13 protein-coding genes are annotated in these 13,887 nt (G+C 74.5%); 12 read left to right on the top strand and 1 reads right to left on the bottom strand.

The features are described 5' to 3' along the window. The first annotated feature begins 49 nt into the window (after positions 1-49). Together AMYTH_RS0113935 and AMYTH_RS0113930 are read left to right on the top strand one after the other, a co-directional pair. Entirely contained in the window at positions 50-874 is an 825-nt protein-coding gene (locus AMYTH_RS0113935; protein ID WP_037322531.1) for a glycosyltransferase, read from the top strand. Further along, positions 871-2,106: a glycosyltransferase gene (locus tag AMYTH_RS0113930; RefSeq protein ID WP_027930841.1), complete on the top strand. Its 1,236-nt coding sequence runs from the start codon at positions 871-873 to the stop codon at positions 2,104-2,106. The genes AMYTH_RS0113935 and AMYTH_RS0113930 overlap by 4 nt, the downstream gene beginning before the upstream one ends. 52 nt (positions 2,107-2,158) lie before the next feature. On the opposite strand, the gene AMYTH_RS0113925 is transcribed toward AMYTH_RS0113930, so the two are convergent. Further along, positions 2,159-3,025, bottom strand: coding sequence for a manganese catalase (locus AMYTH_RS0113925; protein ID WP_027930840.1), 867 nt, complete (start codon positions 3,023-3,025; stop codon positions 2,159-2,161). 138 nt (positions 3,026-3,163) lie between these two features. On the opposite strand from AMYTH_RS0113925, the gene AMYTH_RS0113920 reads away from it, so the two are divergent. The 10 genes from AMYTH_RS0113920 to AMYTH_RS0113875 all read left to right on the top strand — a co-directional run bounded on the left by AMYTH_RS0113920 (position 3,164) and on the right by AMYTH_RS0113875 (position 13,887). Next, positions 3,164-3,697, top strand: a complete 534-nt coding sequence (locus AMYTH_RS0113920) for a MarR family winged helix-turn-helix transcriptional regulator (protein ID WP_027930839.1) — start codon at positions 3,164-3,166, stop codon at positions 3,695-3,697. A 632-nt stretch (positions 3,698-4,329) separates the two neighbouring features. Next, the gene (locus AMYTH_RS0113915) at positions 4,330-5,151 is read left to right on the top strand and encodes a DMT family transporter (RefSeq protein WP_027930838.1); all 822 of its coding nucleotides are present in this window, start codon (positions 4,330-4,332) and stop codon (positions 5,149-5,151) included. Positions 5,152-5,203: 52 nt separating this feature from the next. After that, positions 5,204-6,142 carry an NAD-dependent epimerase/dehydratase family protein gene (locus AMYTH_RS0113910; protein WP_027930837.1) on the top strand — a complete coding sequence of 313 codons (939 nt, stop codon included), beginning with the start codon at positions 5,204-5,206 and terminating at the stop codon, positions 6,140-6,142. 60 nt (positions 6,143-6,202) lie between these two features. Beyond that, a complete protein-coding gene (locus AMYTH_RS0113905) occupies positions 6,203-7,831 on the top strand; it encodes a carbamoyltransferase family protein (protein ID WP_027930836.1) in 1,629 nt (542 codons plus the stop codon). Beyond that, positions 7,828-9,318 (top strand): HAD-IIIA family hydrolase, encoded by a 1,491-nt coding sequence (locus AMYTH_RS0113900; RefSeq protein ID WP_027930835.1) that lies wholly within the window; start codon positions 7,828-7,830, stop codon positions 9,316-9,318. Before AMYTH_RS0113905 ends, AMYTH_RS0113900 begins: the two co-directional genes overlap by 4 nt. Continuing rightward, complete coding sequence (locus tag AMYTH_RS0113895) at positions 9,315-10,328, top strand: glycosyltransferase family 9 protein (protein WP_167344586.1); 1,014 nt, start codon at positions 9,315-9,317, stop codon at positions 10,326-10,328. Before AMYTH_RS0113900 ends, AMYTH_RS0113895 begins: the two co-directional genes overlap by 4 nt. After that, positions 10,325-10,888: a D-sedoheptulose-7-phosphate isomerase gene (locus tag AMYTH_RS0113890; protein WP_027930833.1), complete on the top strand. Its 564-nt coding sequence runs from the start codon at positions 10,325-10,327 to the stop codon at positions 10,886-10,888. Before AMYTH_RS0113895 ends, AMYTH_RS0113890 begins: the two co-directional genes overlap by 4 nt. Further along, positions 10,885-12,246, top strand: a complete 1,362-nt coding sequence (gene rfaE2, locus AMYTH_RS0113885) for a D-glycero-beta-D-manno-heptose 1-phosphate adenylyltransferase (RefSeq protein WP_027930832.1) — start codon at positions 10,885-10,887, stop codon at positions 12,244-12,246. Before AMYTH_RS0113890 ends, rfaE2 begins: the two co-directional genes overlap by 4 nt. 10 nt (positions 12,247-12,256) lie before the next feature. After that, positions 12,257-12,946 carry an SDR family oxidoreductase gene (locus AMYTH_RS0113880; protein WP_027930831.1) on the top strand — a complete coding sequence of 230 codons (690 nt, stop codon included), beginning with the start codon at positions 12,257-12,259 and terminating at the stop codon, positions 12,944-12,946. Next, complete coding sequence (locus AMYTH_RS0113875) at positions 12,943-13,887, top strand: glycosyltransferase family 9 protein (RefSeq protein ID WP_037322530.1); 945 nt, start codon at positions 12,943-12,945, stop codon at positions 13,885-13,887. The genes AMYTH_RS0113880 and AMYTH_RS0113875 overlap by 4 nt, the downstream gene beginning before the upstream one ends.

Here is a 13,887-nt window from a genome sequence, read left to right as displayed (position 1 = left end):
TCCCTGGGGGCGGGGCCGCTGTGACCGAGCGTGGCCGTCCGCGCGAGAGGTGAGTCCGGCCGAGCTGCGGAACGCCGACATCGACGTGGTCGTCCTCCAGCGCCCGGACGAGATCGAGCTGACCGAGCGCTGGACGGGGCGGCGCCCCGGCCGGGACGTGCCCGCGGTGTTCGTCGAGCACAACACCCCGACCGGCGACGTGCCGCGCACGCGGCACCCGCTGGCCGACCAGGACGAGATCCCGCTGGTGCACGTCACGCACTTCAACAACCTGATCTGGGACTCCGGCCGGGCGCCGGCCACGGTCATCGAGCACGGGGTGGTCGACCCGGGCGAGCTGTACACCGGCGAGGAAGCTTCGATCGGCCTGGTCATGAACGAGCCGGTGCGCCGCGGCCGCGCGGTCGGCACCGACCTGCTGCCCGCCTTCGCCGAGGTAGCCCCGCTGGACGTGTGGGGCATCGGCGTCGAGAAGCTCGACGACCACTTCGGCCTGGGGGAGCGCCTGCGCACGCGGGGTGACCTGGGGCAGGACGCCCTGCACGCGGGTCTGGCGCGGTGCCGGTTGTACCTGCACACCCCGCGCTGGACGTCGCTGGGCCTGTCGCTGATCGAGGCGATGCACCTCGGGATGCCGGTGGTGGCGGTGGACAGCACCGAGGCGTCTCGTGCGGTGCCGCCGGAGGCGGGTTTCGTCTCGGCGGATGTGAACGAACTGGTGCGCGCGGCCGCCGACCTGGTGGCGGACCCGGAACTGGCGCACCGGATGGGCAAGCAAGCGCGCGAGCACGCGCTGGCCAGCTACGGCCTGGACGCCTTCCTGCGCAACTGGGACGTCCAGCTCGGCCGGGTGACGAGTGGAGGTAGCGCATGAAGATCTCGATGGTGTCGGAGCACGCCAACCCCCTGGCCGTCCTGGGCGAGGTGGACGCGGGCGGGCAGAACCTGCACGTGGCGGAACTGTCCGCGGCGCTGTGCCGCCAGGGCCACGACGTCACCGTCTACACCCGGCGCGACGACCGGGAGCAGCCGGAGGAGGTCCGGGCGCCCGCGGGTTACCGGGTGGTGCACGTGCCGGCGGGCCCGGCGGAGTACCTGCCCAAGGACGACCTGCTGCCGCACATGACCGAGTTCGGCCGCTACCTGGCGAAGGCGTGGCAGCGGGACACCCCGGACGTGGTGCACGCGCATTTCTGGATGTCCGGGCTGGCGTCGCTCCTCGCGACGCGCGGCTCCGATGTGCCGGTGGTCCAGACCTTCCACGCGCTGGGTGTGGTGAAGAAGCGCTACCAGGGCACGGCGGACACCAGCCCGCCGGAGCGGGTGCAGCTGGAGCGGCTGATCGGCAAGAACGCCGCGCGCGTCGCCGCCACCTGCTCGGACGAGGTGTTCGAGCTGGCCAGGATGGGACTGCCGCGCTCGCGGATGTCGGTCGCGCCGTGCGGGGTCGACCTCGAACGGTTCACCCCGGACGGGCCGGTCGCGCCGCGCGGCAACCTGCACCGGATCGTCAGCGTCGGGCGGCTGGTGCCGCGCAAGGGGTTCGCGACGGCGATCGCCGCGCTGCCCGCCGTGCCCGGCGCCGAACTGGTCATCGCGGGCGGCCCCGAGCAGGGGCGGCTCGCCGACGACCCGGAGGCCAAGCGCCTGGTGGAACTGGCCGAGCGGCTCGGTGTGGCCGACCGCGTGCGGCTGCTGGGCCAGGTGACGCGGGACGAGATGCCGTCGCTGCTGCGCTCGGCGGACCTGGTCGTGTGCACGCCGTGGTACGAGCCGTTCGGGATCGTGCCGCTGGAGGCCATGGCGTGCGGTGTCCCGGTGGTCGCGGCGGCGGTCGGCGGGCTGATCGACACCGTCGTGGACGGCGTGACCGGGGAACTGGTGCCGCCGAAGCGCCCGGAGGCACTGGCCGCGACGCTGCGCCGCCTGCTCGGAGACCCCGCGCAGCGCGAGGCCTACGGGATCGCGGGCTGCGACCGCGCCCGGTCGCGGTACTCGTGGGACCGCATCGCGATCGACGTCCTGCGGATCTACGAGAAGGCGCTGGGGGACAAGGCGCCCGCCGGTGCGGTCGTGCCCGCCGACGCCGCGGCGAGCCCGGTCTGACGAGGACGAAGGGAAGCCCCTCGGGATCGTGGTCCCGAGGGGCTTTCTTCCGTCACGTCAGCTTGTTGACCGCGGACTGGGCCTTGCCCTTGACCGTGCCCATCGCGTCCTGCGTGGGCGAGTAGGTGGCGTAGAGCTCGGGGGCGGGCTTGGGTGCGCTGCCCGGGCCGCCGAGGGGTTTGGGGTCCATCAGGTATTCGATGCGGTCCTCGCCGCTGGACCAGGTGCCCTTGTTGCCGTCGGGGCCGTCGGAGAGGTGCCAGATGGTGTTGTTGTGGGTCTGGTCCTCCTCGTCGAGCAGGGCGCCGGGGGCGATGTCCGATTCGAGGCCGTCGGCCTGGAGTTCTTCGATGGCGCGCAGCCACTGCTTCTGGTGCACGGTGTCGCGGGCCAGGTTGAACTTCAACATCTCCTTCACGCCCGGGTCGTCGGTCATGTTGTACAACCGCGCGGTCTGCAACCGGCCCTGCGCCTCGGCGGCGGCGTTGGCCCGGAAGTCGGCCAGCAGGTTGCCAGAGGCGACGATGTACTTGCCGTTCCACGGGGTGCCGTTCGAATCGGCCGGCACCGCGCCACCACCGGACACGATCGCTTGCTGCGGGTCCATTCCGCCCAGTACGGCGGCCATCACCGGGTCCTGGGCGGCTTCGGCGGTGGCGGTGGCGGGCGCGCCCTCCAGCAGCCGGGCGACCATGGTGGCCAGCATTTCCACGTGACCGATCTCCTCGGTCGCGGTGTCCATGATCAGGTCCTTGTACTTGCCCTCGATGCGGCAGTTCCAGCCCTGGAACAGGTACTGCATCGTCACCGTCATCTCACCGTAGGCACCACCGATGAGCTCCTGCAGCTTGCGCGCGTAGTACGGGTCCGGACGCTCCGGCTTCGCCTCGAACTGCAGCAGTTTCGTGTGTCGGAACACAGAGATCTCCCTTGGAAAAGAAGGAAAAGTTGTAGTCGGTACGCGTACGCAGACTGGGTGGCTTCCCCCGGGCGGGCGGGTTATTCGTGTCCGTCCGCCCGACTTGCGTAATCCACGCCGATGATTTATGCATGAGTCATGCATGACGAACGACTGGCGAACCTGCTCGGTGCTCTCGCGCTGACGGTCAACGACCTCGCGCTGACCGACGCGACGGCCGCCGCGGGCACGAGCGTGAGCGGATCGGCCGCGCTGGTGGTGCTGTCCACGGCGCCCGGGCTGTCGGTGACGGAGCTGGGGCGGCGGGTCGGCCTGAGCCAGCCGGCAGCCGCGCGGATGGTGGACGTGCTGGAGCGGCGGGGCCTGGTCGAGCGGCGGCCCACCCTCGCGCGGGCGGTCGCTGTGCACCTGACCCCGGCCGGCGCCGAGGCCGCGGGGCGGATCCTGGGCCGCCGCGGCGGACGGCTCGGGACGCTGACGGCCGCGCTCGACGAGCGGGAGCGGGCGGTGTTCGCGGAGCTGGCCGGAAAGCTGCTGACGGCGGCCTACGAGCAGCTCCCGGAGGCCGACCGCCTGTGCCGGCTGTGCGACCGCTCGGCGTGCGTGGCGGAGGGGGAGGTGTGCCCGGTGGGGGCGGCCTGCCGGGCGAGGGAGGCCGCTGATGAGGGGTGAGCAGGGGTGGGGTGGCTCGGCCCGCGCTGGGCGGTGGCCCGGAGAACCGTCTGCCAGGTGCGGGAGGCCGCTGGTGACTCTTGTGTCGGCGCGAGGTGGGCGGTGGCCGGATGGCCGCTCTCAGGCAGCGGAGGCGGGGCGGCGTAAATGCTCTGCCGGGCACGGCAGGCCGCTGGTGACCGGTGAGCTGGGTTGGGCCTGGTTCCCGGGGTGGGCGCTGGGTCGGACGGCCGTTGCCCGGCAGCGGTGGCGGTGCGGCGCCGTGGATGCTCTGCCGGGCACGGGAGGCCGCTGGTGACCGGTGAGCTGGGTTGGGCCTGGTCCCGGGGTGGGCGGTGGCCGGTGGGCGCTGGGTCGGACGGCCGTTGCCAGGCAGCGGTGGCGGGGCGGCGCCGTGGCGGGGGTGCTGCTGGGCACGGGAGGCCGCTGGTGACCGGTGAGCAAAGCCCTGGTCCGGGGCGGGCGATGGCCGCTGGGCGGCGCCGCCGCGCGGGGTGCCCGTGCTCCCGGTGCGTGGTGGCTTCTGAGGGAGCCGGAGCCGCGGAATCGTCGTCTGGGTGGCCGCGCGGCGGCTCGATGCGCCTGGGCGCGGCTGCCGTCGCGGGCGGTCTGTCCGGCCTCGGGGGGCGCCGATGACCGGGGAGTTGCTCGCCCTCGCCTCGGCTGGGTGCTTCGGCGTCACCCACTTCGTCAACGGCGTCGTCGCGCGCCGGGCGCCTGGGCTCACCGTTTCCCTCTACGCGCAGCTCGGCGGCACCCTCGTCACCCTGCTCGTCGCCCTGGTCTGGTCGGCTCCCACGAGCGAGGGCATCTGGTGGGGCGCGCTCTCCGGCGCCGGCACGGGGATGGGCGTCGGGTTCCTCTACCGGGCCATGAGCCGGGACGCGCTGAGCGTCGTGGTGCCCGTCAGCGATGTCGGGGCCGTCGCGCTGCCCGTCGTCGCCGGGCTGGCCTTCCTCGGGGAGCGGCCCTCGCCCGCGGCGATCGGCGGGATCGTGCTCGCCCTGCCCGCCATCTGGCTCGTCTCCGGCGGCGGGCGGCCCTCGGGACCGGGCATCCGGGACGCGCTCGTCGCGGGGGCCGGCTTCGCGATTCAATTCCTCGCCATGAAACCCGTGCCGCTGGACGCCGGGCTCTGGCCGATCGTCGTCAGCCGCGCCGCGTCCGTGGCCGTCATCTTGCCCCTCGTGCTCACCACGCGCACTCCGCTCGCGCTGCGGCCCCGCCTGGCCTGGCCGGCCGCGGCCGCCGGTGCGCTCGGCAGCGTCGCGATCGTGCTCTACTGGGTCGCCACCCACCAGCAACTGCTCGCCGTCGCCACAGTCCTGGCCGCCCTCTACCCGGCCATCCCCGTGGTGCTCGCACTGCTCTTCCTGGGTGAACGCCTCAGCCGGAAACAGACTCTCGGTGTCTGCGGAGCCGCCGCGGCACTCGCCCTGTTGGCCCTGGCGTAGGAGAAGTACCTCCGTAGCGTTTCGAAGTGACTCCGCCGGGTAGGAGGAGTGCGTGCCAGGGCATGCGGTCGTCACGGGTGGAGCGGGCTTCGTCGGCTCTCACCTCTGCGAGCGCCTGCTCGCCCGTGGCATGCGCGTCACCTGCGTGGACAACCTGTCCACCGGCCGCGCGGACAACATCGCGCACCTGCGCGGCGACTTCCGCTTCGTCGAGGCCGACGTCGCGCGTGGACTGGACATCACCGGCCACGTCGACCTGGTGCTGCACCTGGCCAGCCCCGCCTCGCCACGCGACTACGAGCGCCTGCCGGTGGAAACGCTGCAGGTCGGCGCCGCCGGCACCGGCCACGCGCTGGACCTCGCGCAGGCCAGCGGCGCCCGGTTCGTGCTGGCCTCGACCAGCGAGGTCTACGGCGACCCGCGGGAACACCCGCAACGCGAAACCTATTGGGGCAACGTGAACCCGGTCGGCCCGCGCAGCGTGTACGACGAGGCCAAGCGCTACGCCGAAGCCCTCACCGCCGCCTACCGCCGCGCCCGCGGCGTGAACACCGGCATCGCCCGCATCTTCAACACCTACGGCCCCCGCATGCGCGCCGACGACGGCCGCGCGATCCCGACGTTCGTCAAGCAGGTCCTCACCGGCGAGCCGGTCACCATCGCCGGCGAGGGCGCCCAAACCCGCTCCCTGTGCTATGTGGACGACACCGTCGACGGCCTGCTGGCGCTGGCGGACAGCGATTTCCCGGGACCGGTGAACCTCGGCAACCCGCACGAACTCCGCATTCGCGACCTGGTCGGGGAAATCCAGCGGCTGGCGGGCACCAGCGTGCCGGTGCGCAATATCCCGGCCCCGGTGGACGATCCGCAACGACGCTGCCCCGATATCGCGGTGGCGCAACGGGAACTGGGCTGGCAGCCGCGGGTGGAGCTGCACGAGGGCCTGCGCCGGACCCTGGAGTGGTTCACCACCCACCTCAGTCTCGTTTAGACGAGGAGTAGCAGGGGTAGCGCTAAGTAGCAGTGGTAACCGGATTTGGAGGTAACGAGCTTGCGGATCCTCGGGATCAACGCGGTGTTCCACGATCCGGCCGCCGCCCTCGTGGTGGACGGCCGGGTGGTCGCCGCCGCCGAGGAGGAGCGGTTCAGCCGCCGCAAGCACGGCAAGCGCCCGGTCCCGTTCGCCACCTGGGAACTCCCCGAGCAGGCCGCCCGCTGGTGCCTGGCCGAGGCGGGCCTGGAGCCGGGGGACCTGGACGCCGTGGGCTACTCCTACGACCCGGACCTGGTCGACCACGGCCTCGACGGCGTCGACCCGGGCTGGGAGGAGCTGCGCACCACGTACGCGCGCCGCGCCCCGAACTTCCTGAAGACCGCGCTGCCCGGCCTCGACCCGGCTAAGGTGCGGTTCGTCCGCCACCACGTCGCGCACGCCGCGTCCAGCGGGCTGGCCGCGCCGTTCGGCGACGCCGCCGTGCTGGTCGCGGACGGCCGCGGCGAGGCGACGTCCTACCTGGCAGGCGAGTACCGCGACGGCAAGCTGGTCGAGCTGGCCGCGCAACGGCTGCCGCACTCGCTCGGCCTGCGTTACGAGGACCTCACCGAGCACCTCGGGTTCGCGCGCTCCAGCGACGAGTACAAGGTGATGGCCCTTGCCTCGTACGGGAAACCACGGTTCCGCGACCAGCTGTGCGAAGCGATCGCCGCGTCGCCGGACGGCGGTTTCCGCGCCCCACCGGTGGATCTGACCCCGTTCGCGCCGCGGCGGGAACCCGGCGCGGACTTCCGGCCCGAGCACGCCGACCTCGCGGCCAGCGTGCAGCAGCGGCTCGAAGAGGTCCTGCTCGACCTGCTGCGCTGGCTGCACGCCCGGACCGGGCAGTCCAGGCTCACGATGGCCGGCGGCATCGCGCTGAACTGCGTGGCCAACACCCGGCTGCTCGCCGACGGCCCGTTCGACGAGATCTGGGTGCAGCCCGCCGCGGGCGACGCGGGCACGGCTCTCGGCGCCGCCCTGCACCTCGCCGCGGAACTGGGCGAACCGGCCGCCCCGATGCCGGGCGCCGACCTCGGGCGGGGCTTCACCGACGCCGAGATCCAGCAGGCGCTCGACACCGCCCGGCTGCGCTACGACCGGCCGGACGACCTCGCCGCCACCGTGGCCAAGGCGCTCGCCGACGACGAGATCGTGGCCTGGTTCCAGGGCCGCGCCGAGTTCGGCCCGCGCGCGCTGGGCCACCGCTCGCTGCTCGCGCACCCCGGCCACCGGCGCAACCTGGAACGCCTCAACGACGTCAAGGGCCGCGAGCAGTTCCGCCCGGTCGCGCCGATGGTCCTCGCCGACCGCGCGCGGGAGCTGTTCGAGCGTGGCCCCGTGCCCAGTCCGCACATGCTGTTCGTGCACGACGTCCGTCCGGAGTGGAGGGACCGCATCCCGGCGGTGACCCATGTGGACGGTACCGCGCGGATCCAGACGGTGGACCCGGCGAGCGAGCCGCTGGTCGCTCGCATGCTCGGAGAATTCGCCGCCCGCACCGGGATCCCCGTCGTCGTCAACACCAGTCTCAACACCGCGGGCCGCCCGATGGTCGACTCGCCGCGCGACGCGCTGGAGTGCTTCGGCTCCAGCCCCATCGACCTGCTCGCCATCGGCCCGTTCGTGGTGCGGAGGCCGGCATGACGGCCTACACCGTGGTTGTCCCGACGACCGGCCGGGACAGCCTCCGGGCTCTGCTGTCCGCGCTCGGCCACGGCATCGGGCCGGGCCCGGCGGAGGTCATCGTCGTCGACGACCGCCCCGAACCCGGCGACCTGCCCCTGCCCGACACCAACCTGAAGGTGCGCGTGCTGCGCTCCGGCGGCCGCGGCCCGGCCGCGGCGCGCAACGTGGGCTGGCGTGCCGCGGACACCGAGTGGATCGCGTTCCTCGACGACGACGTCCGCACCACCGCCGACTGGCCGTCGCGGCTGGTGACCGACCTGGAGTCGCTGGCCGCCGACGTGGCGGCCTCGCAGGGCCGGATCGTGGTGCCCGGCCCGACCGGCGGCCGCCGCCCCACCGACCTGGAACGGGACACCGCGGGGCTCGCCACCGCGGAGTGGATCACCGCGGACATGGCCTACCGGCGCGCGGTTCTCGCCGCCGTGGGCGGTTTCGACGAGCGGTTCCCGCGGGCCTTCCGCGAGGACGCCGACCTCGCGCTGCGCGTCCGGCAGGCCGGGTGGCGGCTGGAGCACGGCACCCGCCGGACACTGCACCCCGCACGGCACGGCGGTTTCTTCGCCAGCGTGCGCGCGCAGCGGGGCAACGCCGACAACGCGCTGATGCGCCGCAAATTCGGTCCACAGTGGAGGGAGCTGTCCGCCGCAGGCCCCGGCCGTCTCGGCCGCCACGCGCTCACCACCGTCAGCGGCGCGGCCGCGCTCGCGTTCGCCGCCGCCCGCCGCAACACGCCGGCCGCGTTCGCGGGCCTCGCCTGGCTGGGTCTCACCGCGGAGTTCGCGCTGCGCCGCATCCTGCCGGGGCCGAAGACGGCGGACGAGCTGGCGAAGATGGCCGTCACGAGCGTGCTGATCCCGCCCGTCGCGGTGGGCCACCGGCTCGCCGGCGAGGTGCGGGTGCGCCGTCCGCGCCCGGTCGCCAAGGCGATCCTGTTCGACCGCGACGACACCCTCATCCACGACGAGCCCTACAACAACGACCCGGACAAGGTCCGCCCCGTGCCCGGCGCCGAGGACGTGCTGCGCCGCCTGCGCGCCGCCGGCGTCCCGGTGGGCGTGGTGAGCAACCAGTCCGGTGTGGCCCGCGGGCTGATCACCCGGGACGAGCTGGCCGCGGTGAACGCCCGCGTCGAGGAGCTGCTCGGGCCGTTCGGCACCTGGCAGGTGTGCGTGCACGCCGACGGCGACGGCTGCTGCTGCCGCAAGCCCAAGCCCGGCCTGGTGACGCGCGCCGCGCTGGCACTGGGGGTGCGGCCCGAGGACTGCGTGGTCATCGGGGACATCGGCGCCGACATCGAGGCCGCCCGCGCCGCGGGCGCGCGCGCTGTCCTCGTGCCGACCCCGCGCACGCGGGCCGCGGAGATCGAAGCCGCGCGGCGGGACGCGCACGTGGCGGGTGACCTGGCCGAGGCGGTCGGGCTGGCGATGGGGGACCGGAAGTGGTGAGGTCACGGGTTCTGGTGGCGCGCTTGGACAACGCGGGCGACGTCCTGCTGTCCGGGCCGCTGGTGCGCGCGGTCGCGGCGGAGGCCGACACGGTCACGTTCCTGGCCGGGCCGCACGGGCGCGCGGCCGCCGAACTGCTGCCCGGCGTCGACGAGGTGGTCGAGTGGTGCGCCCCGTGGATCGACCCGCGGCCCCCTGCGGCGACCCCCGCCCACCTGGCCGCGTTGCGCGCTCACATCCGTGCCGCGCAACCGGACGCGGCGCTGATCGTCACGTCGTTCCACCAGTCGCCGCTGCCGCTCGCGCTGGTCCTGCGCGAGTGCGGGGTGCCGTGGATCGGTGCGATCTGCGAGGACTACCCGGGGTCGCTGCTGGACCTGCGGCACCGCGTCGAGGGCGACCCGCCGGAGGCCGAACGCGCCCTGTCGCTGGCGCGGGCCGCCGGGTTCGAGCTGCCGCCCGGCGACGACGGGCGGCTGGCCGTGCGCGAGCCCCTGCCGGACGTGTCCGGCCTGGTCGGCGAACCCGGTTACGTCGTGGTGCACCCGGCGGCCTCGGTGCCTGCCCGGCAGTACCCCGCCGAGCACAACGCGGAGGTCGTCCGGCTGCTCGCCGAATCCGGGTACCGGGTCGTCGTCACCGGCGGCCCGTCCGAACGCGATCTGACCGCCCGGGTCGCCGGTGACCACGGCCTGGACCTGGCGGGGCAGACCGATCTGCACGGCCTCGCCGCCGTGCTCGCCGGGGCGCGCGTGACCGTCGCCCCGAACACCGGGCCCGCGCACCTCGCCGCGGCCGTCGGCACCCCCGTGGTGTCGCTGTTCGCGCCGGTGGTGCCTGCCGCGCGGTGGGCGCCCTACGGCGTGCCGCTCGTTCTGCTCGGCGATCAGGACGCGCCCTGCCGCGACACCCGGGCCCGGACCTGTCCGGTGCCCGGCCACCCGTGCCTGGACCGGGTTCCGCCCGAGGAAGTCCTGCGGGCCGTGGAGAAACTAGGAGGTGCAGCGTGATCGAGGAGCGGTTCGCGGCGTTGGCCGCGACCATGCGGGACCTGACCGCGCTGGCGCCGAGGATCGAGGCGTGGGGTCGTCACCTCGCCGAGGTGCTCGGCGCCGGCGGACGGCTGCTCGCCTGCGGCAACGGCGGCAGTGCCGCCGAGGCCCAGCACCTGACCGGCGAGCTGGTCGGCCGGTTCGTCAACGACCGGCAGCCGCTGTCGGCGATTGCCCTGCACGCCGACACCTCGGCGGCCACCGCGATCGTGAACGACTACGGCGACCAGGAGGTGTTCGCCCGGCAGGTGCGCGCGCACGGCCGTCCCGGCGACGTGCTGGTGGCGCTGTCCACCAGCGGCCGCAGCCAGAACGTGTGCGCCGCGGCCAAGACGGCGCACGAACTGGGCATCACGACGTGGGCGCTGACCGGTCCCGGCCCGAACGCGCTGTCCTCGGTCAGCGACGACGCGGTGATGATCGACGCGCCGAGCACCGGCACCGTGCAGGAGGCGCACCTCGCGGTGATCCACGGCCTGTGCGCCGCGCTGGACGAGGCGCTGGGAGTGCCCTCGTGACCGGCCCGCTGGTGGTGGTCGGCGACACGCTGCTCGACATCGACGTGGACGGCAATGCCGACCGGCTGTGCCCGGAGGCGCCGGTGCCGGTCGTCGACGTCGGCCGCGAATGGCACCGTCCCGGCGGCGCCGGGCTCGCCGCCCGCCTTGCCGCCCGGTCCGCGGCGGACGTCGTGCTGGTCACGGCGCTCGGCGCGGACGAGGGCGGGGCGCGGCTGGCCCGGCTGCTGGCCGGCGAGGTCGAGCTGTGCGCGCTGCCGCTGGAAGGCGAGACGGTCCGCAAGACCCGCATCCGCGCGGCCGGGCAGTCCGTCGTGCGGCTGGACCACGGCGACGGGCACGCCGCGCACGAGCCGCTGGACGAGCGCACGGTGGCGGTGCTGCGTGGGGCGTCCGCGATCCTCGTCGCCGACTACGGGCGCGGCGTGGCGAGCCACCCGCGGATCCGGGAGCTGCTGGCCGCGACCGAGGCGCCGGTCGTGTGGGACCCGCACCCGCGGGGTGGCCCGCCGGTGCCCGGCGCCGCGCTCGTCACGCCCAACGACAGCGAGGCCGCCAAGTTCGCCGGAGTTGCCGGCACGCCCGGGGAGCTGGCCGAGCGGCTGCGGGCGGAGTGGGCGGCCGAGGCCGTCGCCGTGACCGTCGGCTCGAAGGGCGCCGTCCTCGCCGACGGCACCGGCACGCGGACCATCCCGGTGCCCAACGCCGCGCGCGTCCCGGCGAGCGTCCGGCCCGACACCTGCGGCGCGGGCGACCGGTTCGCCAGCGCCGTCACCGCCGCCCTGTTCGAGGGCGCCGCGCTGCCCAACGCCGTCGCGTCGGCGGTCGAGTCGGCGGCCCGGTTCGTCGCCGCGGGCGCGGCCACCGCGCTGTCCGAGCCCGCCGAGCCGATCCGCCCGCCCGAGGGGCTGACCGGCGTCGAGCTGGCCGAGCGGGTCCGGCGCCGCGGGGGCCGGGTCGTCGCCACCGGCGGGTGCTTCGACATCCTGCACCCCGGTCACGTGACGCTGCTGCGGCGCGCCCGCGAGCTGGGTGACGCGCTGATCGTGTGCGTCAACTCCGACGAGTCGGTGCGCAGGCTGAAGGGACCGGGCCGGCCGGTCGTGACCGCCGCCGACCGGGTGCGCGTGCTCAGCGCGCTGGAGTCCGTCGACGCCGTCGTGGTGTTCGAGGAGTCCTCGCCGGTCGAGGTGCTGCGCACGCTGCGGCCCGACGTCTGGGTCAAGGGCGGCGACTACGAGGGCGCCGACCTGCCCGAGGCCGACGTCATCCGCGAGAACGGCGGCAAGGTCGTGCTCGTGCCGACCGTCGACGGCTACTCCACCACGCGGCTCATCGAGACCGTGTCCAACGGATAGAAGGGAAGACATGGCTGCATCGCCAGGCAAGGTACTGATCACCGGGGGCGCGTCCGGGCTGGGCGCGGCGACCGTCAAGGCGGTCGCGGACGCCGGCGGGACCCCGCTGGTGCTCGACCGCAAACCCCCGGCCGCCGGCGTGCCCTACGTGCCGGTCGACCTCACCGACAGGGCCGAGACCGAGCGGGCCGTCGCGGAGCTGGCCGAGCAAGCCGGCGGGCTGGACGCGGTGTTCACCGCCGCGGGGATCGACTTCCCCGGCAAGCTGACGGATGTGTCCACAGAGGACTGGGAGCGCGTCGTCAAGGTCAACCTGTTCGGCACCGCCGCGGTGGTGCGCGCCGCGCTGCCGTACCTGGAGCGCTCGCGCGGCAAGGTCGTCACCGTGGCGTCCACCCTCGGCATCAAGGCGGTCAGCGACGCCACCGCCTACTGCGCCTCGAAGTGGGGCGTCGTCGGTTTCACCCGCGCGCTGGCCGCGGAGACCGCGGGCCGCATCGGCGTCACCATGCTGGTGCCGGGCGGCATGCACACGGCGTTCTTCGACTCCCGCGACGAGCAGTACAAGCCGCCCGCGGACGCGAAACTGAACAACCCGGAGAACGTGGCGCAGACCGTGTTGTTCGCGTTGTCCCAGCCGGCCGGCTGCGAGGTGCGCGAACTGGTCGTCGCGCACTCGGAGGAGGGCTCCTGGCCGTGACCGGCGACGTCCTGGTGCTGCGGGCGCTCGGGATGGGCGACCTCCTGGTCGCCGTCCCGGCGCTGCGCGGCCTGCGGGCCGCGTTCCCGGACGCGCGGATCACCCTCGCCGCGTCCGCGGCGCTGGACGAGCTGGCCGCCCTCACCGGCGCGGTCGACCGGGTGCTGCCCACGACCGGTCTCGGCGCGCTGCGCTGGACCGGCGCGCCGCCCGCCTTCGCGGTCAACCTGCACGGCAGCGGCCCGGAGAGCGTGACGGATCTGCTGGCCACGGGGCCGGACCGGCTGCTGACCCACCGGCACCCGGACTTCCCGGATCTGGAGGGCCCGGACTGGCGGGAGGACCAGCACGAGGCGTTGCGCTGGTGCCGGATGCTCGCGTTCTACGACATCGCGGCCGACCGGCACGACCTCGGGCTGGCCCGGCCCGAGGTGCCGAGCCCGGCGGCGGACGCGGTCGTCGTGCACCCCGGCGCGGCGTTCGGGTCGCGGCGCTGGCCGCCCCGGCGCTTCGCCGAGGTGGCGCGCGAGTTCTCCCGCGCTGGTCACCGCGTCGTGGTGACCGGTAGCGCCGCGGAACGGGACCTCGCGGGAGACCTCGCGGCCGCCGCCGGCCTCAGCGGCGACGCGGTGCTGGCCGGGCGCACCGGGCTGACCGAGCTGGCCGCCCTCGTGGCCGGGGCGCGGCTGGTGATCAGCGGCGACACCGGCGTCGGCCACCTGGCCACCGCCTACGGCACGCCGTCGGTGCTGCTGTTCGGCCCGACACCGCCGTGGCGGTGGGGGCCGCCGCCGGGCACCGAGGACCGGCACGTCGTGCTGTGGGCGGGGGAGGAGGGCGACCCGTTCGCCGGCACCCCGGCCGCCGGGCTGCTGCGGATCACCGTCGACGAGGTCGTCGCCGCGGGCCGGAAGGTGCTGCGGCCGGTGGCGGAGGTGTGA

Origin of the sequence: Amycolatopsis thermoflava N1165, from assembly GCF_000473265.1 — a bacterium.
GTDB lineage: Bacteria > Actinomycetota > Actinomycetes > Mycobacteriales > Pseudonocardiaceae > Amycolatopsis_E > Amycolatopsis_E thermoflava.
Note: the sequence above shows the minus strand (reverse complement) of the source record. Positions and strands in the feature narration are given on the sequence as shown.

What these genes read in the sequence shown, in the direction of transcription:
- AMYTH_RS0113930 (WP_027930841.1), top strand. Translation starts at nt 871, where the DNA reads ATGAAGATCTCGATGGTGTCGGAGCACGCCAACCCCCTGGCCGTCCTG.
- AMYTH_RS0113920 (WP_027930839.1), top strand. Translation starts at nt 3,164, where the DNA reads ATGCATGACGAACGACTGGCGAACCTGCTCGGTGCTCTCGCGCTGACG.
- AMYTH_RS0113915 (WP_027930838.1), top strand. Translation starts at nt 4,330, where the DNA reads ATGACCGGGGAGTTGCTCGCCCTCGCCTCGGCTGGGTGCTTCGGCGTC.
- AMYTH_RS0113900 (WP_027930835.1), top strand. Translation starts at nt 7,828, where the DNA reads ATGACGGCCTACACCGTGGTTGTCCCGACGACCGGCCGGGACAGCCTC.
- AMYTH_RS0113880 (WP_027930831.1), top strand. Translation starts at nt 12,257, where the DNA reads ATGGCTGCATCGCCAGGCAAGGTACTGATCACCGGGGGCGCGTCCGGG.